Below are 23,636 nucleotides of genomic sequence, written 5' to 3'. Positions count from 1 at the left end.
CCGGCATTAAATATGATAAATATCAATAACCTGATGGATATAATCGTTTTTCAGCACCACATACTTGTCGCGGATCTTCGGGCTATCGCCACTGACATCGATGACATAGCGCGACATACCGAAATGGCTGAACGTGGTTTTGTAACGATGGCTCAGGGTATGCCAGTTAAAACGCACCGTGACTAAATCGCCCTGCTGCGCTACCACTTCGATATTGCTCAGGTTATGGCTGGTGCGGGTATCCGGCATGGTAGCGCTGGAACGTTCGGTTTTGATCCGGAACACCCGGTCTTCCAACCCGGCGCGATTCGGGTAATAAATCAGCGAAATCTCAGTTTGCGGATCGGTGACCAACTTGTCATCGTCATCCCAGGATGGCATCCAGAACTGGGCGTCGTCGTGATAACATTGCAGCCAGTCGTCCCACTGTTCATCGTCCAGTAACCGGGCTTCGCGGTATAAAAAGGCGCAAAGTTGCTGATAATCAACCGCGCTATTACTCAGCTTATTCATACTTTGCCTCCTTCTTTGGCCAGAGCGTCTTGCATTACTTTTAACCAGTAGCTGTGCTGCACGGTGTATAAGCCTTCATCTTCGGTTTTCAGGCCACTCATCACCGGCTTTAAACCAATTTCCTGTGCGGCCTGATCCGCGCCCTGGATCCAGTGCGTGGCACCCCGACACATATCATTCCACTCCATCACCTTACCGGCATAACCCTGCTGACAGGCGCGGAATTCTTCCAAATCGTCCGGGGTGGCCATGCCACTGACATTAAAGAAATCTTCGTACTGACGAATGCGGCGGGCACGGGCCTCTGGCGCTTCACCTTTCGGTGCGATGCAATAAATGGTGACTTCGGTTTTATCCACGCTTAGTGGCCGTAACAGACGGATTTGGCTGCCGAACTGATCCATTAGATAGACGTTCGGATAAAGACACAGGTTGCGCGAGCGCTGGATCATCCAGTCAGCAGTGGGCTGACCAAACTTGTCGGCAAATTCCTGATAACGCGGGAAATTCGGCCGATCTTCCGGGTTCGCCCAGTTGGTCCACAGCAACATGTGGCCCTGTTCAAAGGCATAGAAGCCACCGCCCTGCTGGCCCCAACGACCGGCATCCATCGCCTTGATATTATCTTCACGCTTGGCGGCTTCTTCTTTGCGGCGGTTGGTGGTCGCCGCATAGTTCCAGTGCACGGCGGAAACGTGGTAACCGTCGGCGCCATTCTCGGCCTGCAGTTTCCAGTTGCCGTCAAAGGTATAGGTAGAGGAGCCGCGCAGCACTTCTAAGCCATCGGCTGATTGATCAACAATCATATCGATGATTTTCGCCGCTTCACCCAGGAACTCAGTCAGCGGGGCGACGTCCGGGTTCAGACTGCCGAATAAAAAGCCGCGGTAGCTTTCAAAGCGTGCGACTTTTTTCAGGTCGTGCGAGCCTTCTTTGTTAAAGCACTCCGAATAGCCGGCATCAAGCGGATCTTTGACTTTTAACAACTTACCGCTGTTATTAAAGGTCCAGCCGTGGAACGGACAGGTAAAGGTGGCTTTGTTGCCTTTTTTATGCCGGCACAGCTGAGCGCCACGGTGGCTGCAGGCGTTGATAAAGGCATTCAGCTCGCCGGCGCGGTTGCGGGCAATAAAGATTGGCTGACGGCCAATATAGGTAGTGTAGTAGTCATTGGTATCTGGGATCTGGCTTTCATGCGCCAGGTAAATCCAGTTACCTTCGAAGATATATTTCATTTCCAGCTCAAATAAGCGCTGGTCGGTAAAGGCGCTGCGGTGCAGGCGGTGGTCGCCTTTGTCGTGATCTTCAACTAAAAAGTCGTTCAGGGTGCGCTCGTTCAGCGGCCGGTCCGGATCGATGATATACATGGTGTCTTACCTCAAAATCAGTTACTGATATCCTGAAAAAAAGCGCAGCAGTCTGTACTATGGTTTACCCAACTGCTGCGCCAAGGGAACTCCGTTACAACTCAGAGCAAGCTCAGGATTAAGCTGGAATGAACTTAGGCCTGGGCGCGACGCCGCTCGACTTCAGTCGTAGGCGCCGCCGCCACTTCCGCATTTAAATGGAAGTCAAAATCAATCGAGGCGAACGGTTTGCTAACACCATGTTTGGCCAAAACAGCCGGATCGCTAACCTCAACTACCGGCGGTACCAGGCCTTCGCGGCTGGCAAAGGCAAAGTCATCCCACAGGTATTCGTCACCGTCGATATTGATTTGCGTAGTCAGTTTGCGATGACCATCTGCCGTCACAAAGAAGTGGATGTGTGCCGGGCGCTGACCGTGACGGCCTAATAAGCCCAGTAATTTGGCGGTGCTACCATCTGGCGGACAGCCGTAGCCTTTTGGCACGATGCTCTGGAACTGATAACGGCCGTTGTCGTCAGTAATGATGGTGCGGCGCAGGTTAAAATCAGACTGCGACTTATCAAAGAATGAGTAGTTACCAAGCAGGTTGGCATGCCACACTTCGACCTGACTATTGGGCAGCGGCTTACCGTCAGCGCCATATACAGTGCCTTGCATAAACAGCACTTTGCCTTGTTCAGATTCAGTACCGTCATCCAGTCGCGCAAAGCCTTTGGCAACAGGCGCACCGGCCACATAGAGCGGGCCTTCGATAGTGCGCGGTGTACCGCCGGTGATGCCAAGCTTAGCTTCGGCTTCGTCAAAGCGGATATCGAGGAAGCGATCTAAGCCGATCCCCGGAGCAATTAAACCCAGCTCCATGCGGCCGCCGGCTTCTTGCAGAAACTCTAAGCCTTTCCAGACTTCGCTGGCGCTAAGATCCAAATCTTCAATCGCTTTGAATAAGTCGCTTACCAAGCGCAGCACAATTTGCTGTACCCGCGGGTTCGCTGCAGATTGGGCGGCGTCAATGATAAAGCCTTTTACTAACTGGTCGATTTCGTTATGTGTCATGGTGTTGTCCCCTGTCGGTATCAAATTATTAGTGAGAGCGTGGTTTAACGGTCGTCGTCATGGATCGAGGACGGATGCCGGCACAGCGGCGTGACCTCAATCTGCATAAAGGGATACAGCGGCAACGACAGCAGCAGGTTGTGCAATTCTTCGTTACTGGCTACATCAAAAATACTGGTGTTGGCATACTGGCCGGCAATGCGCCACAGATGGCGCCATTTGCCACTTTGCTGCAGTTGCTGCGCCAGCGCTTTTTCACGGCTTTTAAGGTCGTTGACCTCGGTTTCGCTTAAATGGGCGGGGATGCTTACATCCATCCGTACCTGAAATAACATGCTAAAGCTCCTTAAGCCGGGCGACGCCAGGCGGCAATTTTGTCAAGATCCAGCGCCAGCCCCAGACCTGGTGTGGTCGGCAGTTGCAGCGCAAAATCACGGTATTGCAGTGGTTCGGCCAGAATGTCTTGCTTCAGCAACAAGGGGCCGAACAGTTCGCTACCAAATTCCAGTTCATCGAAGGTGGCAAATAGCTGGGCTGAGGCCATAGTGCCAACAGCGCCTTCCAGCATGGTGCCGCCGTACAGGCTGATGCCAGCTAAGCGGGCGATGGTGCTAAGCTCTTTGGCCTGGATCAGGCCGCCGGACTGGGCAATTTTTACTGCAAACACATCAGCGGCGTTCAGGCGGGCGACTTCCCACGCATCCTGCGGGCCGTTTAAGGTTTCGTCGGCCATTATGGCAACGCTAAAGCGCTCAGCCAGCCGCGCCATACCGGCGCGGTTTTCGGCTTTTAATGGCTGTTCAATTAAATCGATACCGCCATCCTGTAACTGCTGAATGGCAGTGGTGGCTTGTAGTTCCGACCAGGCCTGATTGACGTCAACGCGGATACTGACGTCGTTACCCAGCGCTTTTTTAATCGCCAACACATGATTCACGTCGTGCTGAATGCTGTTTAAACCGATTTTCAGTTTGAAGCTGTTATGGCGGCGCAAATCGATCATCATCTGCGCTTCGTCGATATCTTTGGCGGTATCACCACTGGCCAGGGTCCAAAGTACCGGTACGCTGTCACGCAGGCGGCCACCTAAAAGCTCGCTCATTGGCACGCCAAGGCGCTGCGCCTGGATATCCAGTAAGGCAGTTTCCAACGCGCATTTGGCAAAGCGGTTGCCGCGGATATTTTTGCGCAGGCGGTACATCAGGGCGCCGACCTGACGCTCATCTTGTGCAAGCAATAAGGGCGCGATATGCTCGCGAATATTCACCGCTACGCTTTCCGGGCTTTCGTCGCCATATTTCAGGCCGCCAATGGTGGTCGCTTCGCCCCAGCCGCTGTAACCGTCGTCAGTTTGGATTTGCACCAGTACCAGAGTCTGGGTGCTCATCGTCGCCACCGACAACTTGTGCGGTCGGATGGTCGGGATATCTATCAGAATTGTTTCAATCGCCTTGATCATATCGTTTCGGTATAGTTAAATCGGATAACCGGACAATACTTCGGCGTTAATCGCAGTTCCAACACTATGTTGGTATCAACTCCATACCAAAAAGGTATACATGATGGAAATTCGGCATTTACGATATTTTGTCGCTGTAGCAGAAGAGCAGAATTTTACCCGCGCGGCGGAGCGACTTTTTATTGCCCAGCCGCCACTTAGCCGGCAAATTCAGCAATTAGAAGATGAACTTGGTGTGAGTTTGTTTGAGCGTAGCAGCCGGCCATTACAGCTGACCGAAGCCGGTAAATTTTTGTATACCCATGCCAAACGCTTGCTGGCCAAAAGCGCTGAGATCAAAACCATGACGCAGCGGGTCGGCAAAATAGAGCGCAGTTTATCGATTGGTTTTGTTGCCACTACACTGTATGGCTTGCTGCCGCGGATTATCCGCCAGTTTCGCGAGCAACATGCCAACGTGGAGCTCACCCTGCACGAAATGACCACCTCAGAGCAGATTGAAGCGCTAAAAGCCGGCAAAATTGATGTTGGTTTTGGTCGCTTAAGGGTCGAGGATCCCAGTATCCGGCGTATTTTGCTGCGCGAAGAGCCGCTAATGGTGGCGCTACCTTCCTCGCATGCACTGGCCAAAAAAGGCCAGAAGCTGACGCTGCGTGATCTGATTGATCAGCCGCTCTTGGTGTTCCCAAAGCAGCCACGACCGAGCTTTGCCGATCAGATCCTGGCGCTGTTTTATGATCGCGGCTTAACGCCGAATAAGGTGATTGAAGTGCGGGAGCTGCAAATTGCTATCGGTTTAGTCGCCGCCGGTGAAGGCCTGACGATAGTACCCAGCAGTATGCATGCCTTTATCCGCCAGGACGTCAGCTATTTGGATCTGGACGAGCAACGCGCGGTGTCGCCAGTGATTATGAGTATCCGCATGGGTGAACAATCGGATGATTTAAAAGCATTATTGCAAAACATCTACCAGGTATACGAAGACGAGCGCATCCGCTATATCCGTGAAGAACTCTAACTTATCCACACAACTCCGGTACCGGCCGGAGGTCCGAGCTCTGGCCGGTACCGGAGTTGTGTGGATAAATACTGCTTTGACAACAGCGGGCTGCATACTCTACCATCAGACCTCTTTATCTGTAGACGGCTAGAACAATGACAAAAACGCTAAAAGATAAAATTGTTTGGATAACGGGGGCATCAGGTGGCATTGGTGAGGCACTGGCATGCGCTTTTGCTAAAGAAGGCGCCTCAGTGGTGTTAAGCGCCAGGCGTGCCGACCAGCTAGAGCGGGTGCGTTTGACCTTGCCTGATCCTGAAAAACACCTTGTCTTACCCCTAAATATTTGTGATGAACAAGCCCAGCAACAGGCCCTAGCAGCCCTACTTGAACGGTATGGCAAACTAGACTGGCTTATTAACAATGCCGGTATTAGTCAACGCGCTTTGGTGATGGATACCACCGGCGAAACCGATCGTAAAATTATGGAAATTGACTATTTTGCGCAAGTGGCGCTGAGCCGCCGGGTTCTATCGGTGATGTTGCAGCAAAAAAGCGGGCAATTGGTGTTTGTCTCTAGTGTCGCAGGGCTTGTAGGCACCCAATATCGTGGCAGTTATTCAGCAGCCAAAGCAGCGTTACATTTATGGGCCAATAGCGCCAGAGCTGAGCTGTTTGAGCAGGGTATCCGAGTGTCCGTTATCTTTCCTGGTTTTGTAAAAACAGCCGTTTCGATGAACGCCTTAACCGGCAATGGCGAAGCACTAGGTAAGATGGATGATGCCCAAGCTAAAGCTATGACGGCAGAGCAATTTGCCACAGCTAGTTTAAAAGCCCTGAAAGCAGGCCAAAGCTATATTGTGATTGGAGGCTTTAAAGAAAAGCTCGCCGCTTTGGTCAGCCGCCTATCGCCCGAGCTACTTTACAAACTTATCCGTAAAAGTAAGGTCCGTTAAGTTCAAAGAGATAGAGTCATTGACCTTACCTTTCCAATAAAAATTACACACTTGAAAAAAATAATGCTGCCACTGAGTTACCTTTAAAAAATTATTTGCTAAAACAAAAAGATGAAGTTAGAGGGACCTAAACATATAGCGCAGTCAAATTACCAAAAATCTCTGCTTGAGACCGCGCGAAAAAAGCAGAACTGATTCCGCAAACCAGCCACAAGGTACGTAATTAGTCAGAAAACTTAGTTAGTATTTTGTCAGGCTCTCCGATTTAGCTTGGTTTGAGGTAAGTTTAGCACTTTTTACAGTGTCGGTTTTGGTAGTGGTAAGCTGATATCGTGCTCTGCGCGGTAATATTATCCATTACCCCCCTGCACTCTGCCATTGGCAAGCAACAACAGCTTGTCTTGATTACTCACAATAGCAATAAAAAACTCCTGCGTGCGCTTGTGCTTCATCATGGCGTCGAGTTCTTGGCCATAATAGGCACCATTCAACAAGGCAATAAAGCCGGCCCCTTTGCTGCTCAATTGTCCAATACTCGATACCCCAGGAAAGGCATCAGCTACAGCTACCAAATAAATACTTTCTAAATGATGCGGCCCAATAAAAGCAAAACGAGCTGCACGTTCATGATTGTAGGTAAGATGAGTCAACACATCTAACTCACCCTGTTCAATCAGCCTTAACGAACGTAACCACGGGCTTGGAATAAACTCTAATGCGCATCCAACATCCTGCACCAACATTTGTAACAGCTCAACCGTTAAGCCTTGCCAATTGTTGTCTTGCAACTCGATAAAAGGCCGAAAACTGATTTCATTACCAAAGCGAAAGGTACAACTATAGGCAGGAAAACAGCCGATAATAAAGGCTATCGCGAGAACAAGCGGGCGCATTGTATCTCCAATACACAAATTAACTGTGTAAAAGCAGTAAGAGCGATTTTTCTAAAACACTATTTCCTAACTCTTGTTACCATACTATATCAATGCTGCCCCTAGCAAAGTTTAGGACGCAGGCACCATCCCTGCTCCCTCCTTTTATGCCGCAGCAACTGTCAAGCTACCAAACTAGATGTTACTATATAACAGAGTTAGTTCTCAACATTAGGTAGCATTCGTTGCAGTCTCAAGTTAATGCCAATCGGCTTCCTGTCTATTTACTCACGGGTTTTTTAGGTAGTGGCAAAACAACCTTACTTAACTATTTAGTTAAACAACCAGAGATGGCGCGTACTTTGGTGATTATTAATGAATTTGGTAGTGTCAGTTTGGATCATTTGTTGGTAAGCCATACCAACGAAGATGTCATTGTCGAATTAGGCAGTGGCTGTTTGTGTTGTACTATTCGTGGCGATTTAGCCAAGACATTGCGCGATATCCATTGGCGTTTCTCGCGCCATGGGCAGCGTCAGTTCGATAGGGTTATTATTGAAACTACTGGCCTGGCCGAGCCAGCGCCAATAGTTCACACGCTTATCACCGATAACAAGCTCAATGCCATGTTTCGGCTGCAAGGCGTGATCACCACCGTCGATATTCTTCATGCCGAAGCAACCCTTGATCGCCATCCCGAGTCACAAAAACAGGTAGCAGTTGCCGATTTATTACTTATCACTAAAACCGATTTTGCTACGGCACAGCCTCACCAAGTTGCCGCATTAACCCAACGCTTGCAACAGTTAAATCCCGCTGCAACCATTGCGCAGCCTCAAGCTGGTCAGCTTGATCCGAACGCTATACTCAGTTTAGATCATATCGAACCCGTCCAGAGTGCCACACCGCTCAATCAATGGTTAAACCTGGCCTCATTTGCGCCGTTAGACCATGCAACTGCGATGGCAGCAAACCCTTTCCTGGACAATTTAAGCTCGGATCTGAGTAGTCAAAACGATGTAAATCGCCACAATACGCATATTAAAGCGTACTGTTTTACTTTTGATACCCCCTTGCAGCATGGCCGCTTAGAGGGATGGTTAACGAGTATGATGCAGATGATGGGGGCTAATATGCTCAGAATTAAAGGTATTATTAATTTAGCAGGGTTTCCTGGCCCAATGGTGATCCATGGGGTACAGCATATTTTCCATCAGTCTGCATTTTTACCTGAATGGCCAGATGCCGATCGAAAAAGTAAGCTGGTATTTATTACTTACGATATTGAGCGAGAAGCACTAGAACGAAGCATTGCTGCGTTTTTGCGTTAAAAGTGAAAACGTTGCTTGGCATCTTTATGGCACTACAACCAAACAAAGTAGCAGCTGCATTACGCTACAGCTGCTATTTACTGTTATCAGCTTACCTTAACCGCGATTACGCGTCGGCTGTTTTGGTTTGTGACCCGGCTTACGCGCTGGCTTAGTACCATTGTTGCTGGGTTTGTTATCAGAGGCTGCAGGCCGCTTCTCCGATTTAACAGGCCGCTCAGTTTTAGTGGCTTTGCCTTCCGCTTTGCCCGGGGTTTTCTCGGCGATTTGATGCTTGCGCACCGCACGCTTCATACTGGCCATGCGACGACGACGCTCGGTGCGATCTTCCGCCTTAACTAAGGTTTCATTTTCTGCACCTAAATGCACCAATTTACGCAAATAATTCACTTCATCCAGCGGATACTCGGCATAGCCGCCAGCAGGTAAGTGTTTTGGTAACAGCAAATCGCCATAGCGCACCCGAATAAGCCGGCTCACTACTGCGCCCTGCGATTCCCACATGCGGCGGACTTCGCGGTTACGACCTTCAGTTAGCACTACATGGAACCAACGGTTGATCCCTTCGCCTGGCAGGGCTTTAATTTTCTTAAAGTTGGCTTTGCCGTCTTCTAATTCGACACCGGTGCGCAAGCGCTGAATCATCGCATCATTAATTTCGCCAAACACCCGCACCGCATACTCACGCTCAACTTCAAACTTAGGATGCATTAAACGGTTAGCCAGCTCACCATCAGTGGTGAATAGCAGCAAGCCAGAGGTATTAATATCTAAGCGGCCAATCGCAATCCAGCGCGCGCCGCGTATTTTGGGTAAACGCGCAAACACCGTTGGCCGACCTTCTGGATCGGTACGCGAACAAATCTCGCCTTCCGGTTTGTGGTAAGCCAGTACCCGGCAAATATGCTGCTCTTCGCTGGCTACCAGCACCGGATGCCCATCAACCCGAATAGCCTGGGTAGTATCAACCCGATCACCCAGCACGGCAGGTTTACCATCGACGGTAACCCGGCCACGGCTGATCCACTCTTCCATTTCGCGGCGCGAACCTACGCCAGCACGGGCCAATACTTTCTGTAATTTTTCACTCATTAATGGAGCTCTCCTGTCATCTCGACGGTGGATACGTGTTGCTCAACGTTCTCACTGAGAATAGCTTGAAACTCAGTGAGTGGCGGCAACGCAGTTAAATGGGGTAACCCAAAATAATCTAAAAAGGCGGCAGTAGTCGCATAGAGCCCTGGCCGTCCCGGTACTTCTTTATACCCTACGACCTTTACCCAGCCGCGCTCGGTAAGGGTACGAATAATTTGCGTACTAACCGAGACACCGCGAACTTCTTCAATTTCGCCGCGGGTGATCGGCTGCCGATAGGCAATTAATACTAAGGTTTCTAATACCGCACGGGAATAACGTGGCGAACGCTCTGGCCAAAGTTTGGCTAAGGCATCACTAAATTCCGGTCGGGTATGAAAACGATAACCACTGGCCGTTTCTAACAACTGAATACCGCGCGCACTGTAATCTTGCTGTAATTGCTGCAATATTTGGGTGAGTTTACGGCTACTTACCGCGAAATCATCTAATACTGTGGCCTGTAGCTCGGTACGGCTGAGGGGTTTATCGGCCGCAAAAATGGCCGCTTCTAATAGCTGCAGTAATTGCACATCGTTTATTTTGCGCGCCATTATGCCTCATTCATTGCTAATTTGACATGGATTTGTGCGTAAGGAGCCACTTGCGTCAACTCCACCAGTTTCTCTTTGGTTAACTCTAATATGGCTAAAAAGCTTACCACCACACCTTCCCGTCCTTCGCTTAGCTCAAAGCATTCGGCAAACTCCAGATACCCCTGACGCTGCTGCAATAAGTCAAGAATTCTGCTCATGCGCTCACGGGTAGATAAATGTTCACGTTTAATATGATGATGCTGCAAGGCGTTGGCGCGTTTTACAATATCTTTGAGTGCCGCGATCAACTCGTCAAATTCTACCTCAGGGAAAATGAGTAGTGGGCTAAAATTATCCGCTAAACTGGCTTTAGCCGGAAAAAAATCCCGCTCTTGCCTTGGCAGCGCGTCTAAATCGGTTGCCGCTTGTTTAAAGACTTCATACTCTTGCAAGCGCCGCACTAACTCTGCTCGGGGATCTAACTCTTCCGCATCCGCACTGCTTAACTGAGGCAATAACAAGCGGGATTTAATCTCAGCTAGCATGGCGGCCATCACCAGATATTCTGCCGCCAACTCAAAATTTAATTCCTGCATTAGGTTAATATATTCCATATATTGCAGGGTAATTTCGTTTACCGGTAAATCGACCAAATCAAATTTATGGCGGCGAATTAAGTACAGTAAAAAATCCAGTGGCCCTTCAAAGGCATCAAGCAGAATTTCTAAGGCATCCGGCGGAATATAGAGATCTTCCGGCCTATCTAATACCGCCTCTCCGCGGACAAAAGCCAGCGGTAAAGGGTGTTGAATGGTTAGGCTGGCAACTGGCTCCGTCATTTCACTGTGCTCGGTAAGCGACCACTTACCTTATTGAAAAGGCCGCACATCACCACGCCCTTCCCTAATTACTACTGGGTTATCTTCCGATAAATCAATGATAGTGGTCGGATCCTCGCCAATAACGCCGCCATGTAAAATCAGATCAACCTGCTTTTCCAACTGCTGGCGCATATCATCAGGATCGGCTTCCGCAAATTGTTGGCCCGGCAATACCAGACTGGTCGAAAGTAAAGGCTCACCTAACTCGGCTAGCAGCGCCAGCGCAATTTTATTTTCTGGGATACGTAAACCAATGGTTTTTTTCTTTTCATTTAATAAACGCCGAGGCACTTCTTTGGTGCCGCGCAAAATAAAGGTATAGGCACCTGGTGTATTGTTTTTAATTAAACGAAAGGCGGTATTTTCTACCTTGGCATACACCGACAGCTCCGATAAATCACGCACCATCATGGTAAAATGGTGATCACCGCTAATTTGCCGAATACGCAATATCCGCTCCAGCGCATTTTTATCGCCAGTGTGACAACCCAGCGCATAGCCGCTGTCTGTGGGATACACCACCACACCACCTTGTTGAATAATTTGCACCGCTTGTTTAAGCAGCCGCTGCTGTGGTGTTTCTGGATGGATATGAAAAAACTGGCTCATAAGTCTTGCCTTTGTAAAGTGGTCGTCGCGGCTAGCTGAGATAACGCCCAGTTCGCCCAAATCGGAGTAACATCGTCAGGTAAATATAGATGCTTTCCCAATTCATTCCAAGTTGTTGGTTGATGAAAATCTGAGCCAACAGAAGCGGTTAGCCCATGCTGTAAACACAGCGCCCATAGCTCCCGTCGCTGCACCAGGGTTTGTTGCGGCGAGATAATTTCCATGGCATCGCCACCGGCTAGCGTAAAATCACTGACCAGTCGCTTTAAATATTTACCATTTAATTTGTATTTAAGTGGATGCGCCAGTACCGCTTGGCCACCCGCCTCATGGATCCATTGAATCGCCTCGGCCATCTCCACCCAATTGTTGGGCACATAGCCAGTTTTACCGCGAGCCAGATATTTCTTAAATACCGTATTCATGGTGGCGGCACGACCGGTTTTTACTAAAAACCGGGCAAAGTGGGTACGGGTTATAGCGCCCTCGCCGGTTTCGGCTAAGACGGCTTCTAGGGCACCAGGAATATTGGCTTTAGCCAAACGCCGGGAAATCTCTTGCGCACGGGCCAAACGGCGCTGCTGCTGACTGGCTAAACGGCTAAGAAACTGCGGACAATCGGCATCGATATTTAAACCAACGATATGGATTTCAAATTCCGCCCAAGCGGTAGAGATCTCAACCCCTTTAATCAGCGTTAAGGGGGCTTTTTCAGCTTGCAGCCAACGCTCTGCTTCTACAAGGGCGCTCACGGTATCGTGATCGGTAATGGCCAGCACATCCAGCTTAAACTCGAGTGCCCGGTTTAGTAATTCAGATACACTTAATACGCCATCAGAGTGGTTAGTGTGACTATGTAAGTCGATTTTCATGCAGTTTCCTTAATCTCTGCCATTATTGTCGCATACTATGTGGTAAAGCCCAACTTTCGCAAAACCAAGTTAACCGTTATCGCGTACTGGTTATATCAACATAAGAAGGAGCGACACATGTTCGGATGGTTAAAGCCTGATCCCTTAAAAAAACTTAGCAAGCAATATAACGCTAAACTAGAAGAGGCGATGCATGCCCAGCGTAATGGTGATATGCGGCTTTTTGCCGACTTAACGGCAGAGAGTGAAGAGATATGGCAAAAAATCACCACGCTTAAACAGCAACAAGGATTATCAGAATAGCCGTCAATGCACAGCTAAGTTGGCGTTTTTAAGCTGGTTTAGTAGCCGACTAACTATAGCTACGGCATGGCTGCGCTTAATCAGCGCATTTCCTTTTATAGTGTTACCTTGTAAAAAGCAAAACCCGCATAGACAACTGAATGAGCCGTATAGCCATCTTTACGGTTTTATTTCTTTTAAATGCAAAATTACCCTTGACGCGAAAACGATTTCGCGGTTTTATGTACGAGTCCAATTTAAGGTGATTAAAACCAATGCAATTTACAACCGCTTTCAACCTGATTAACTGGTGGTGGCACATTCCCAACGGGCGTGTGTAGGCGTTGTATTCGCTTTAATTACCTAAGCCCGTTTCCCAAAGAAGCGGGCTTTTTTTTGGCCTGATGCCTGTAACCATTTTGCAGTAAGGACCACGTAAATGATTTTTAGCCATATTACCGATACAGCAGGCGAAGTTGCCAGTATCGCCCTGCCTGTGCCCTATCAGGCCGATGCGCTGGCGGCTTACGCCAGTGTCTGTAAACCAGCTAGCTGCTCATTACTATTAGAGTCGGCCGAGATAGATAGCAAGAACAGCGTCAATAGCCTAATGCTAATTGATGCGGCACTGCGCATTGAATGTAACGCTCAGCAGGTAGTGATTAGCGCACTTAGCAATAATGGTCTGGCGTTGTTACCCTTTTTAGCTGAACAACTGCAGGGCTTAGCCAGCATAACGCTGAGCTCGGAGCAACTCAGCGCCAACTTTACCCGGCCGGATGCGCTATTAGATGAAGTTAGCCGTTTAACCCAAGCTAACCCTTTTAGTGCCTTGCGTGTTATTCAACAAAGCTTGCGCGGCCAGTGTGACGAGCCTTTTGCCATCTTTTTAGGCGGGGTGATTGGCTACGATATGGTTGCCAATATCGAGCAGTTGCCAGAAGTAGCAGCCAAAGCCAATAAATGCCCGGATTATCTGTTCTACTTAGCCGAGACCGCACTGGTGATTGATCATCAACGCCAGCAAAGCCGCTTGGTGGGTAATGTGTTTTGTGGTGAAAACGCGGCGGCCAATTGTTTTGTGATTGGCAAACGGCTGGAGCAGTTAAAACAACTATTGGCACACAGCCAGCCATTGGCTGCAGGTCAGGGCAATGCAGAGCAAGACATTGCGGTTGATATTAGTGATAGCGATTTTGAGCAACAAGTCGAAAACTTAAAAGCGCATATTGTGGCGGGTGATATTTTTCAGGTAGTACCGTCGCGTTGTTTTTCATTGCCCTGCCCCAAGCCGCTGCAAGCTTATGCCAAATTAAAGCAGCTTAATCCCAGCCCCTATATGTTTTATTTGCAAGATCCAGCGTTTTGCCTGTTTGGTGCCTCGCCGGAATCAGCGCTAAAATTCGCCGCTGCCGATCGTCAGGTTGAGATTTACCCTATCGCCGGCACACGTCGCCGTGGTTTTGCCGCCGATGGCAGTATTGATCGTGATTTGGATAGCCGCATTGAGCTGGAGCTGCGCCAGGACGAGAAAGAAAAAGCCGAGCATTTAATGCTGGTCGATTTAGCCCGTAACGATGTGGCGCGAATTAGCGTACCTGGCAGCCGTTATGTCAAAGAGCTGCTTAAAGTAGACCGTTATTCTTATGTTATGCACTTAGTATCACGGGTCGTTGGTACCTTAAAACCAGAACTGGATGCCTTACATGCTTATCAGGCTTGTATGAATATGGGTACATTGGTGGGTGCACCTAAAGTCAAAGCGGCTGAGCTGATCCGACAGGTGGAGGGACAAAAGCGCGGCTCCTATGGCGGGGCGGTGGGTTATTTAGCCGGTAATGGCGATTTCGATAGCTGTATCGTGATCCGCTCAGCTTATGTGGAAAACGGCATGGCCTATATTCAGGCCGGTGCTGGTGTGGTGTTCGATTCAGTTGCCAAACTGGAAGCAGAAGAAACCCGCAATAAAGCGCAAGCCGTGATTAAAGCCATTCAATTAGCAGGTTACTAAGATGACAACACAACAAGCACTAGCCCAGCAATCTGCAGCAGATTTAACGAACCCACTGGCAGGGACGACCATTTACCTGCTCGATAATATCGACTCTTTTACCTATAACCTGGTTGATGAGTTTGCGCAGCTAGGCTTTACGCTAAAACTGTATCGCAATACCGTGCCGCCCGAGTATATCTTTGCCAAGATGCAACAAGAAAGTGGCCCAGTGTTACTGGTGCTCTCGCCAGGTCCTGGTGCACCTGCCGATGCCGGTGCCATGCCAGCGTTACTAAAGCTTTGCGCGGGGGTTTATCCGGTGCTGGGCATTTGTTTAGGGCATCAGGCCATTGTAGAACATTACGGTGGAGTGGTCGGTCGCGCTGGTGAAACCGTACATGGTAAAACCTCGGCTATAGTGCTGGATGAACATCCGGTATTTGCTGATTTACCCAGGCCTTTTCCGGTAGCACGTTATCACTCGTTAATGGCAACAACACTGCCCAGTGCGCTAACCGAAATTGCCCGCGAGCGGCATATTCCAATGGCGGTAATTAACGAGCAGGATCGGATGCTGGGTTTTCAGTTTCACCCCGAGTCAATTTTAACGACTTTGGGTAAGCCCTTGTTAAAGCAAAGTGTTGCTTATTTATTAAAAGATCAACTACACAGGAGCCCATGCTAATGACGCAAGCGATAACGGAACAAAACGCCAGCGTGTTGCCATTAGTGCAGCAGGTGCTTAACAATAAAAGCCTAAGCCGCGCCCAAAGTGAGCAGTTTTTTGGCGCCGTGGTGAGAGGCGAAGTAGAGCCGGTATTATTAACAGCCTTATTAGTCGCGTTAAAGGTACGGGGCGAAACCGCCGATGAAATTACCGGCGCGGCCAGCGCGCTATTAGCAGCTGCAACGCCTTTTCCTGCAAGCGTAAGCGGTGCTATCGATTGCTGTGGTACTGGTGGTGATGGCAGTAATACCATTAATATCTCTACCACCGCTGCCATTGTAGCAGCCAGTATGGGGCTGCCGGTAGCCAAACATGGTAACCGTAGCGTGTCTTCCCGCTCAGGCTCAGCCGATTTACTGGAGCAGCTGGGCGTTAATATTCAGCTAAGCCCAGCGCAGGCGGCTAACACCCTTGTAGGCAGTGGTTGCAGCTTTTTGTTTGCGCCGCTGTATCACAGTGGTATTAAGCATGCCATGCCGGTGCGTACTGCGTTAAAAAGCCGCACCCTTTTTAACCTGCTTGGCCCCTTAATTAACCCGGCCCGCCCCGATTTTCAATTACTTGGTGTTTACGATCCGGCGCTGTGCCGCTTAATGGCCGAGGCCTTAAAACAGTTAGGCACTAAAGCTGCATGGGTAGTACATGGCAGCGGCTGCGATGAAATTGCCCTGCATGGTAATACCTATGTTTGCCAGTTAAAAGACGGTGTCCTTTCAGAATTCACATTAAGCCCAGCAGATTTTGGCGTAGAGCTGCAGCCGCTAACGAGCTTAGCTGGCGGCGAGCCCGCAGAAAATGCCGCAGCCACCTTAGCCATTTTAGATGGCAGCGCACCCGCAGCGCACTTACATGCTGTGGCAATCAATGTTGCGGCAATGCTGAAAATTTCCGGCTTAGGCGCCGATTTAAAAGTGAATACCCGTGCCGTGCTAGAGCAATTGCAAAGTGCTAAAGCGCTTAGTACGTTACACACCTTAAAGGAGTTAAGCCTTGGCTGATGTCATCGAAACCCTAAGCTTTAGGCCGGAAGTTGCTATTGAGGGCGTGTTGGCTAAAATTGTCGCCCATAAACAAGGCGAAGTTGCCGCCATGGCCGCCGAGCGGCCACTAGATGACTTTATTCATCTGGTTACGCAAAGCCGCAATAGCTTTTTGGCGGCACTGCAGCAACCCGGCGCGCGTTTTATTTTAGAGTGTAAAAAAGCCTCCCCTTCGAAAGGCTTAATTCGACCGGTGTTTGATTTAACTGAAATCAGCAGTGTGTATAACACCTATGCCGATTGCATTTCGGTGCTAACCGATAGCCAGTTCTTTCAGGGCAGCTACGACTATTTACGCGCGATGCGGCAACTCTCGGATAAGCCACTTTTACATAAAGACTTTATTATTGAGCCTTATCAAATCTATGCCGGGCGCGAAGCTGGCGCAGATGCGGTGCTATTAATGCTCTCAATCTTATCTGATCGCCAATACCGCTTGTTAGCCGCAATTGCTAAAGATTTAGCCATGACAGTGCTGACAGAAGTCAGCAACGAGCAAGAGACCGAGCGTGCTGTGGCCTTAGGTGCCGAGCTTATCGGGATTAATAACCGTAATTTGCGCGATCTTAGCACCGATCTACAAACCAGTGTGCGGTTACGGGCCTTAATACCGGCAGGTCGCACTGTGGTATCCGAGTCAGGCATTTACATTAATCAACAGGTACGGCAGTTATTACCGGTCGCCGATGCTTTTTTAGTGGGCAGCTCGCTGATGGCTGAAGCCGATTTAGCAAAAGCTTGTCATAAACTGATTATCGGCGAGCATAAAGTCTGCGGTTTAACCCGGGTGGAAGACGTAAAAGCCGTTAAGCAGGCAGGTGCTTATTATGGAGGCCTGATTTTCGCTAAAACCTCACCGCGCTATGTCAGTCCGGAGCAAGCAGCGGCGCTGGTGCAAGCCGCTGCGCTTAACTTTGTTGGTGTCTTTGTCGATAGCCCGTTAGAAGATGTGGCAAAACTGGCCAACCGCTTAGGGTTAAGTGCTGTGCAACTGCATGGCGATGAAGACGATAGCTACCTGCAACAACTCAAAACTGAGCTTCCCGCCAATTGTGAGATCTGGAAAGCCTATCGGGTTAAAGCGGCCTTACCGGCGTTTACGCCTTATGCTGCTCGCATTTTGCTAGATAGCTTTCATCCAGAGCAACATGGCGGCAGTGGCCTGAGTTTCGACTGGCAATTGCTGCAAAACACAGCAAGTCAGCAAAAGATTATGCTGGCCGGCGGCTTAAACCCAGACAATGTTAGTCTGGCATTAGGCTTGCCAGTTGCTGGCTTAGATTTAAATTCCGGCTTAGAAAGCGCCCCCGGCATTAAAGATGCCGACAAAGTTGCGCAAGCCTTTGACAGAATTCGCCAATTTGATCTGCTGCCAAAGCAGGCAAATTAATTTTCGAGCTAATTACTGCTAATTAAAGAGAGTCGCTAATGAGTGAGCTTAAACTAAACCCTTATTTTGGTCAGTACGGTGGTATGTTTGTGCCGCAATTACTGGTACCGGCATTAAAGCAACTGGAAGCCGCCTTTGTGGATGCGCAGCAAGATCCGGCATTTTTGGCCGAGTTTCAACAGCTGCTAACGGAATATGCGGGCCGGCCAACTCCGTTAACGCTAACCCGAAATTTATCACCAAACCCCTTGGTAAAAATTTACTTAAAGCGCGAAGATTTACTGCATGGCGGCGCCCACAAAACTAATCAGGTATTAGGCCAGGCTCTGTTAACCAAGCGTATGGGCAAAAAAGAAGTGATTGCCGAAACCGGCGCGGGCCAACATGGTGTGGCTACCGCCTTAGCCTGTGCTTTGCTCGGTCTAAAATGCCGTATCTATATGGGCGCCAAAGATATTGAGCGCCAGCAGCCGAATGTATTTCGGATGAAGCTGATGGGCGCAACGGTTATTCCGGTTACGGCAGGTTCCGGTACCTTAAAAGATGCGGTAAACGAAGCGATGCGCGATTGGTCCGCTACCTATGACACCACCCATTATATGCTGGGTACTGCTGCAGGTCCGCATCCGTTTCCTACCATAGTACGGGATTTTCAGCGAATGATTGGCGAAGAAGCCAAGGCGCAAATTCTTAAAGCCGAAGGTAAATTACCCGATGCAGTGATTGCTCGATTTTATCGACGAGCCGAACGTGAAATTAATTGGCGTCGAGCCAGGGGGTATGGGCATTAATACTCACCAACATGGTGCCGCGCTAAGTACTGGCAGCTATGGCATCTTACACGGTGCCTATACCGCCATTATGCAAACCAGCGATGGTCAGATTGAAGAGTCTTATTCTATTTCTGCAGGTCTGGATTATCCGGCAGTTGGCCCTCAGCATACGTTCTTGCAGCAAAGTGGTCGGGCCGAATATGTGGCCATTAATGATGATGAAGCCCTGGCTGCTTTTCAGCTGTTAGCCAAGGCCGAAGGCATTATTCCAGCACTGGAAAGCTCGCATGCGGTAGCTTATGCCCTAAAACTGGCCGCAGCAGCCACTACCCCACAGGTATTATTAATTAACTTATCCGGCCGCGGCGATAAAGATTTAAGCCATGTGCATAGCGTGTTAGCGGCACAAGCACAGCAACAGGCCGAGCAAGCAACGACAGAGGGAGCAGAATAATGCAGCGTTATCAACAGATGTTTAGTCGCTTAGCCACTGAGGGGCGCGGCGCCTTTGTGCCCTTTGTCACCTTGGGCGATCCAAACCCAGAGCTGTCTTTTGAAATTATCAAAGCGCTAATTGATGGCGGCGCCGATGCACTGGAGCTGGGGATCCCGTTCTCAGATCCGATTGCCGATGGCCCAACTATTCAAAACGCTAATATCCGTGCGCTAGCTGCTGGGGTGACACCGGCGATGAGCTTTGAGCTAATTAAAAAAATTCGTGCTTATGCTGCAGATATCCCGATTGGTTTATTGCTCTATTCCAACTTGGTAATGGCCAAGGGAGTCGACGGGTTTTATGCCGTAGCCGCTGAGGCAGGGGTTGATTCGGTGCTGATTGCCGATGTACCGCTACACGAAAGTAAAATGTTCCGCCAGGCCGCGATGGCACACAATATTGCCCCTATCTATATTGTGCCACCAAACGTCGATGATGATGACTTGCGCGCCATTGCCTCTTATGGCCGCGGCTATACCTACCTGCTAAGCCGCGCCGGTGTGACGGGAGCGGAAACTAAAGCGGCGATGCCTACTGCCGAGCTGATTAACCGCATCCGGCAATATAACCCCGCACCACCACTATTGGGGTTTGGCATCTCCAGCCCGGAACAGGTGCGTGATGCTATCGCCAACGGTGCTGCAGGTGCCATTAGCGGCTCGGCTATTGTTAAACTGATTGAGCAACACCTGCACGAGCCAGCCATACTGCTGCCGGCTTTGCGGCACTTTGCCAGCGCCATGAAAGCCGCCACCTAACCCATTTATCCACACAACTCCGGTACCGGTCCAACCAGTTTATCCACACAACACCGGTACCGGCCAGACCTCAGAGGTCTAACTGGTACCGGTGTTGTGTGGATAAGTTTGCAAAAATATCTGTGATATTAGAAACAATTCTTGTTTGCTATTAGGTATAATAGCTGCACGATAAATTATTGAAGATTTTCCTATGCAAATTCAAGAAAACAGCGTTGTGCAGTTTCATTACACCCTAAGTGAAAACGGCACTGAACTAGAAAGCTCACGTAAAGGCTCGCCCTTGCTTTACTTACATGGCCATAATCAAATGTTTCCTAAAGTGGAAGCAGAATTAACAGGTAAAACGGTCGGCGACAAAGTACAGGTTACCTTAGCGCCTGCAGATGCTTACGGCGAATTGTTAACAGATGCGATTGAAAGTGTTCAAGTAAAACACTTATCTGGTGCCAAGAAATGGAAACCCGGCATGATTGCTTGGTTAAGAACCGAGCAAGGTGAACGCCAGGTAACAGTGGTAAAAGTGGGTATGTTTAAAGCAGAGGTGGATACCAATCACCCACTAGCAGGTAAAACGGTTAGCTTCGATCTTGAAGTCATCAAAATACGGGAAGCAACGGCCGATGAGATTGCCCACGGCCATGCGCACGGTGAAGGCGGCCATAACCACTAAAGACAAGTTGTCCACACGACTCCGGTACCGGTCAGGCCTCTTAGCTCTTACCGGTACCGGAGTTGTGTGGATAAGTTTTAAGGGGTGAGGCGCAGTAGTTGGCCGTTGGCACCGTCGGTCAGTAAGTAAATAGCGCCATCTGGGCCGGTGCGCACGTCTCGAATGCGACTACCCAGCTCCTTTAATAACACCTCTTCAGTTACCACCTTGTCATTTTCTAACACTAAACGATGCAATGCCTTGCCTGCCAGGGCACTGACAAAAATATTGCCGTGCCACTTAGGGAATAATTCACCGCGATAAAGGGTCATCCCCGCTGGAGCTATCGATGGCGTCCAAACGTGCAAAGGTGCTTGCATACCCGCAAATTCAGTAAAGGGCGAAATTCGCGCACCAGTATAATCAACACCATAGGTTGCCACTGGCCAACCATAATTTTTACCTGCCTCCAGCAGATTTAACTCATCCCCACCTTTGGGACCATGTTCGTGACTATAAATTTTATTTGTTACCTCGTCATAAAAAATTCCTTGCACATTGCGATGCCCAAGCGTAAAAATTTCAGCCGCTACCCCAGGTTGTTCAACAAAAGGATTGTCAGTAGGTGCAGCTCCATCCTCCGTTAGTCTGACAATTTTTCCAATATGGCTCGCTTTATTCTGTGCCTGCTCGCGAAAGTCAAACCCATCACCCAAGGTTAACAGCAAGCTGTTATCTGGCAATAAGGCTATCCGGCCACCGTAATGCGCAGCACCCTGACGATCAGGCTTGGCATGGAAGATGGGACGAATTGCCGTTAGCTCCCCTGCCGCCCACTGAGCGCTTGCCAGACAAGTACTATTTGCATGGATATTACCGCAGGAATAGCTCAGAAAAAGGCGGCCGCTTTGCGAAAAATCTTTAGCCAACTTTATGTCGAGCAAACCTCCCTGTGCAGCAACAAAGATCTTAGGTAAAGCCACAGAATGGCGGGACAGCAATTCCCCTGCTGCCGAAAAACTAACCAGGCTTCCGGTTCGTTCGGTAACCAAATAGCCGCCCTCCGGTAAAAATGCCAGACTCCATGGGAAATCTAAATCTGACGCGACTGTTTCTACTTGGATAGACTGGCTAGCATAAACTGGCAAACTGATGCTTAAAAAGCATGCTAAAAGACGTGTCATCTGAGCCTCCGCTTATGGGTTAAATATTGAAAAATCACCACAGCAGAACCGCTACAACAAAGTAATAGCAAAGTGCCAACAGTACTGCGATTAAGCGCAATTAGGGTGGGCATAGGTGCAAAATGGTTGATGATCAGCAATGCAAGCCAAGTGCCCAGTACGGTTACGCCAAAGCTCGCCGCTAATAATGATAGTTTAAGGTAACGATGCAATAGTGCCGTTATTAGCAAACTGATCAACATCACAGGGAGTAAAATTGCAGCAAGAACTGGCATAAAATAGATAAGATCATAACCGATGGTCTGAAACCACAGAGGTAACGCAATTGCATCGGTTAACGCTGCTATTGCTGTTAAGTTAAACAGGCTTTGCAGCACAGATCCCAAAGCAGCTGCACCTAGCACAGCTAAGATAAACAACACGATTTTTTTCAATTTAATCCCGCCTTTCGTATTAAACTTGCCCAAAGACAATCTGTTGTTGTAATTGTTTAGGTAGATGGTTAAGTCAGCAATAACGTTATGGCATCCGCTAAAGAAACTCAACTTTATCTGCTTCAAGTAATATTTTTACGTAGACGAAGCTGCTAAGATCAATTTGAGATAAGATCTGATGCTGACCCGCCGCCGTAAGGCCACTTTTCAGAGTAACGAGAGTAAACAACGACTATGGGTTTTATCAATACTAAAGACTTTAGCCATGCGCAAGCTGATAAGATTGGCGTCCTATTAACTAACTTAGGTACCCCTGATGAGCCAAAGCCTAAAGCATTAAAACGCTATCTTAAACAGTTTTTATCGGATCCTCGCGTGGTAGAAGTCCCACGGCTGCTATGGTGGTGTATCTTAAACGGCGTGATCTTAAATATTCGCCCGCGTCGCTCAGCAAAAGCTTACGCCACCGTTTTTACCGACGAAGGATCGCCGTTAATGTTCCATACGGTACGGCAAACTAAAGCGGTACAGGCCGCTCTTACCGCAGCTGGCCATGATAATGTCGTAGTGGATTTTGCTATGCGTTACGGCAACCCCAGCTTTACCAGTGCCCTAGAACGTTTAATGGCGCAAGGTGTACGAAAATTATTGGTATTGCCCTTATATCCGCAATATTCAGCGTCAACCTCGGCTTCTAGTTTTGATGAATTAGCACGAGATTTTATGCAGCGCCGTTGGTTACCTGATTTACGTTTTATTAGCCATTATCACGATTACCCAGCTTATATTGACGCCTGTGCCAATCGAATCAGGGAACACTGGCAAGTTCACGGTATGGCCGATAAACTGCTATTCTCTTATCATGGCATTCCAAAACGTTATTTGATGAATGGCGATCCCTACCATTGCGAGTGCTATAAAACGTCACGCTTAATTGCAGAGCAATTGGGATTAAGCAAAGAGCAATACCTAACCACTTTTCAATCCCGTTTTGGCCGTGAGGAGTGGTTAAAGCCCTATACCGATGAAACACTCAAAGCTTTACCGGCACAAGGTGTTTCCAGTATTCAGGTGTTTTGTCCAGGTTTCTCTGCAGACTGCCTGGAAACTATTGAAGAAATTGGTGAAGAAAATAAAGAATATTTTGAGCATGCTGGTGGAAAGCGATATGAATATATTAGCGCCTTAAATGATCGGCCTGATCATATTGCTGCCCTATGCCAGCTAATTTCCACTAACTTGCAGGGTTGGCAACTTACAACAGACCCGGCACGTTTGTCACGCGCACAAGCACTAAACTCACAGGAAGTGAAATAAAGCTT

Annotated in this window: 24 protein-coding genes and 1 pseudogene; 12 read left to right on the top strand and 13 right to left on the bottom strand. The window is 48.9% G+C overall.

Annotated elements, in window-relative coordinates:
- Positions 1 to 6: 6 nt before the first annotated feature.
- The 5 genes from benB to IE163_RS10650 all read right to left on the bottom strand — a co-directional run bounded on the left by benB (position 7) and on the right by IE163_RS10650 (position 4,394).
- On the bottom strand, positions 7 to 513 hold the full coding sequence (gene benB / locus IE163_RS10670) for a benzoate 1,2-dioxygenase small subunit (protein ID WP_189432945.1): 507 nt from the start codon (positions 511 to 513) through the stop codon (positions 7 to 9).
- The gene (gene benA / locus IE163_RS10665; protein WP_189432944.1) at positions 510 to 1,880 is read right to left on the bottom strand and encodes a benzoate 1,2-dioxygenase large subunit; all 1,371 of its coding nucleotides are present in this window, start codon (positions 1,878 to 1,880) and stop codon (positions 510 to 512) included. Before benA ends, benB begins: the two co-directional genes overlap by 4 nt.
- A gap of 134 nt (positions 1,881 to 2,014) precedes the next feature.
- On the bottom strand, positions 2,015 to 2,935 hold the full coding sequence (gene catA / locus IE163_RS10660; protein ID WP_189432943.1) for a catechol 1,2-dioxygenase: 921 nt from the start codon (positions 2,933 to 2,935) through the stop codon (positions 2,015 to 2,017).
- Positions 2,936 to 2,979: 44 nt separating this feature from the next.
- Positions 2,980 to 3,270: a muconolactone Delta-isomerase gene (gene catC / locus IE163_RS10655; protein WP_008983199.1), complete on the bottom strand. Its 291-nt coding sequence runs from the start codon at positions 3,268 to 3,270 to the stop codon at positions 2,980 to 2,982.
- A gap of 11 nt (positions 3,271 to 3,281) precedes the next feature.
- The gene (locus IE163_RS10650; RefSeq protein ID WP_189432942.1) at positions 3,282 to 4,394 is read right to left on the bottom strand and encodes a muconate/chloromuconate family cycloisomerase; all 1,113 of its coding nucleotides are present in this window, start codon (positions 4,392 to 4,394) and stop codon (positions 3,282 to 3,284) included.
- A gap of 100 nt (positions 4,395 to 4,494) precedes the next feature.
- Here IE163_RS10650 and IE163_RS10645 point away from each other — a divergent pair, with 100 nt between their 5' ends.
- The gene (locus IE163_RS10645) at positions 4,495 to 5,412 is read left to right on the top strand and encodes a LysR family transcriptional regulator (protein WP_229833526.1); all 918 of its coding nucleotides are present in this window, start codon (positions 4,495 to 4,497) and stop codon (positions 5,410 to 5,412) included.
- Between the two features lie 137 nt (positions 5,413 to 5,549).
- Positions 5,550 to 6,350, top strand: coding sequence for an SDR family NAD(P)-dependent oxidoreductase (locus tag IE163_RS10640; RefSeq protein WP_189432941.1), 801 nt, complete (start codon positions 5,550 to 5,552; stop codon positions 6,348 to 6,350).
- A gap of 350 nt (positions 6,351 to 6,700) precedes the next feature.
- Here IE163_RS10640 and IE163_RS10635 read toward each other — a convergent pair whose 3' ends face one another.
- Positions 6,701 to 7,243: a substrate-binding periplasmic protein gene (locus IE163_RS10635; protein ID WP_189432940.1), complete on the bottom strand. Its 543-nt coding sequence runs from the start codon at positions 7,241 to 7,243 to the stop codon at positions 6,701 to 6,703.
- 224 nt (positions 7,244 to 7,467) lie between these two features.
- On the opposite strand from IE163_RS10635, the gene IE163_RS10630 reads away from it, so the two are divergent.
- A complete protein-coding gene (locus IE163_RS10630) occupies positions 7,468 to 8,553 on the top strand; it encodes a CobW family GTP-binding protein (RefSeq protein WP_229833525.1) in 1,086 nt (361 codons plus the stop codon).
- Between the two features lie 96 nt (positions 8,554 to 8,649).
- On the opposite strand, the gene rluB is transcribed toward IE163_RS10630, so the two are convergent.
- The 5 genes from rluB to rnm are packed head-to-tail and all read right to left on the bottom strand — an operon-like array spanning position 8,650 to position 12,585.
- Positions 8,650 to 9,645, bottom strand: coding sequence for a 23S rRNA pseudouridine(2605) synthase RluB (gene rluB, locus IE163_RS10625; protein ID WP_189432939.1), 996 nt, complete (start codon positions 9,643 to 9,645; stop codon positions 8,650 to 8,652).
- Positions 9,645 to 10,241 (bottom strand): SMC-Scp complex subunit ScpB, encoded by a 597-nt coding sequence (gene scpB / locus IE163_RS10620; RefSeq protein ID WP_189432938.1) that lies wholly within the window; start codon positions 10,239 to 10,241, stop codon positions 9,645 to 9,647. Before scpB ends, rluB begins: the two co-directional genes overlap by 1 nt.
- The gene (locus tag IE163_RS10615) at positions 10,241 to 11,062 is read right to left on the bottom strand and encodes a segregation and condensation protein A (RefSeq protein ID WP_189432937.1); all 822 of its coding nucleotides are present in this window, start codon (positions 11,060 to 11,062) and stop codon (positions 10,241 to 10,243) included. Before IE163_RS10615 ends, scpB begins: the two co-directional genes overlap by 1 nt.
- Positions 11,063 to 11,092: 30 nt before the next feature.
- The gene (locus IE163_RS10610) at positions 11,093 to 11,713 is read right to left on the bottom strand and encodes an L-threonylcarbamoyladenylate synthase (protein WP_189432936.1); all 621 of its coding nucleotides are present in this window, start codon (positions 11,711 to 11,713) and stop codon (positions 11,093 to 11,095) included.
- Positions 11,710 to 12,585, bottom strand: a complete 876-nt coding sequence (gene rnm, locus IE163_RS10605; protein ID WP_189432935.1) for an RNase RNM — start codon at positions 12,583 to 12,585, stop codon at positions 11,710 to 11,712. Before rnm ends, IE163_RS10610 begins: the two co-directional genes overlap by 4 nt.
- A 117-nt stretch (positions 12,586 to 12,702) precedes the next feature.
- Between rnm and IE163_RS10600 the strand changes: the two genes are divergently transcribed.
- The 8 genes and pseudogenes from IE163_RS10600 to IE163_RS10565 all read left to right on the top strand — a co-directional run bounded on the left by IE163_RS10600 (position 12,703) and on the right by IE163_RS10565 (position 20,717).
- Positions 12,703 to 12,888 (top strand): DUF6435 family protein, encoded by a 186-nt coding sequence (locus IE163_RS10600; RefSeq protein WP_189432934.1) that lies wholly within the window; start codon positions 12,703 to 12,705, stop codon positions 12,886 to 12,888.
- Between the two features lie 418 nt (positions 12,889 to 13,306).
- Entirely contained in the window at positions 13,307 to 14,878 is a 1,572-nt protein-coding gene (locus IE163_RS10595; protein WP_189432933.1) for an anthranilate synthase component 1, read from the top strand.
- Between the two features lies 1 nt (position 14,879).
- The gene (locus IE163_RS10590) at positions 14,880 to 15,545 is read left to right on the top strand and encodes an aminodeoxychorismate/anthranilate synthase component II (RefSeq protein ID WP_189432932.1); all 666 of its coding nucleotides are present in this window, start codon (positions 14,880 to 14,882) and stop codon (positions 15,543 to 15,545) included.
- On the top strand, positions 15,545 to 16,585 hold the full coding sequence (gene trpD, locus IE163_RS10585) for an anthranilate phosphoribosyltransferase (RefSeq protein WP_189432931.1): 1,041 nt from the start codon (positions 15,545 to 15,547) through the stop codon (positions 16,583 to 16,585). The genes IE163_RS10590 and trpD overlap by 1 nt, the downstream gene beginning before the upstream one ends.
- A gap of 37 nt (positions 16,586 to 16,622) precedes the next feature.
- The gene (trpCF, locus tag IE163_RS10580) at positions 16,623 to 18,017 is read left to right on the top strand and encodes a bifunctional indole-3-glycerol-phosphate synthase TrpC/phosphoribosylanthranilate isomerase TrpF (RefSeq protein ID WP_189433009.1); all 1,395 of its coding nucleotides are present in this window, start codon (positions 16,623 to 16,625) and stop codon (positions 18,015 to 18,017) included.
- A 38-nt stretch (positions 18,018 to 18,055) separates the two neighbouring features.
- Positions 18,056 to 19,244, top strand: a pseudogene (gene trpB / locus IE163_RS10575) (tryptophan synthase subunit beta).
- Complete coding sequence (trpA, locus tag IE163_RS10570; RefSeq protein ID WP_189432930.1) at positions 19,244 to 20,044, top strand: tryptophan synthase subunit alpha; 801 nt, start codon at positions 19,244 to 19,246, stop codon at positions 20,042 to 20,044. Before trpB ends, trpA begins: the two are co-directional and overlap by 1 nt.
- A gap of 193 nt (positions 20,045 to 20,237) precedes the next feature.
- Positions 20,238 to 20,717 (top strand): FKBP-type peptidyl-prolyl cis-trans isomerase, encoded by a 480-nt coding sequence (locus IE163_RS10565; RefSeq protein WP_189432929.1) that lies wholly within the window; start codon positions 20,238 to 20,240, stop codon positions 20,715 to 20,717.
- Between the two features lie 77 nt (positions 20,718 to 20,794).
- Here IE163_RS10565 and IE163_RS10560 read toward each other — a convergent pair whose 3' ends face one another.
- Together IE163_RS10560 and IE163_RS10555 are read right to left on the bottom strand one after the other, a co-directional pair.
- Complete coding sequence (locus tag IE163_RS10560) at positions 20,795 to 21,880, bottom strand: PQQ-dependent sugar dehydrogenase (RefSeq protein WP_189432928.1); 1,086 nt, start codon at positions 21,878 to 21,880, stop codon at positions 20,795 to 20,797.
- The gene (locus tag IE163_RS10555) at positions 21,877 to 22,425 is read right to left on the bottom strand and encodes a hypothetical protein (protein WP_229833524.1); all 549 of its coding nucleotides are present in this window, start codon (positions 22,423 to 22,425) and stop codon (positions 21,877 to 21,879) included. The genes IE163_RS10560 and IE163_RS10555 overlap by 4 nt, the downstream gene beginning before the upstream one ends.
- Before the next feature lie 123 nt (positions 22,426 to 22,548).
- Here IE163_RS10555 and hemH point away from each other — a divergent pair, with 123 nt between their 5' ends.
- Entirely contained in the window at positions 22,549 to 23,631 is a 1,083-nt protein-coding gene (hemH, locus tag IE163_RS10550) for a ferrochelatase (RefSeq protein ID WP_189432927.1), read from the top strand.
- The last annotated feature ends 5 nt before the right edge of the window (positions 23,632 to 23,636 follow it).

It is taken from the genome of Alishewanella longhuensis, from assembly GCF_014653435.1.
Taxonomy (GTDB): Bacteria; Pseudomonadota; Gammaproteobacteria; order Enterobacterales; family Alteromonadaceae; genus Alishewanella; species Alishewanella longhuensis.
Note: the sequence above shows the minus strand (reverse complement) of the source record. Positions and strands in the feature narration are given on the sequence as shown.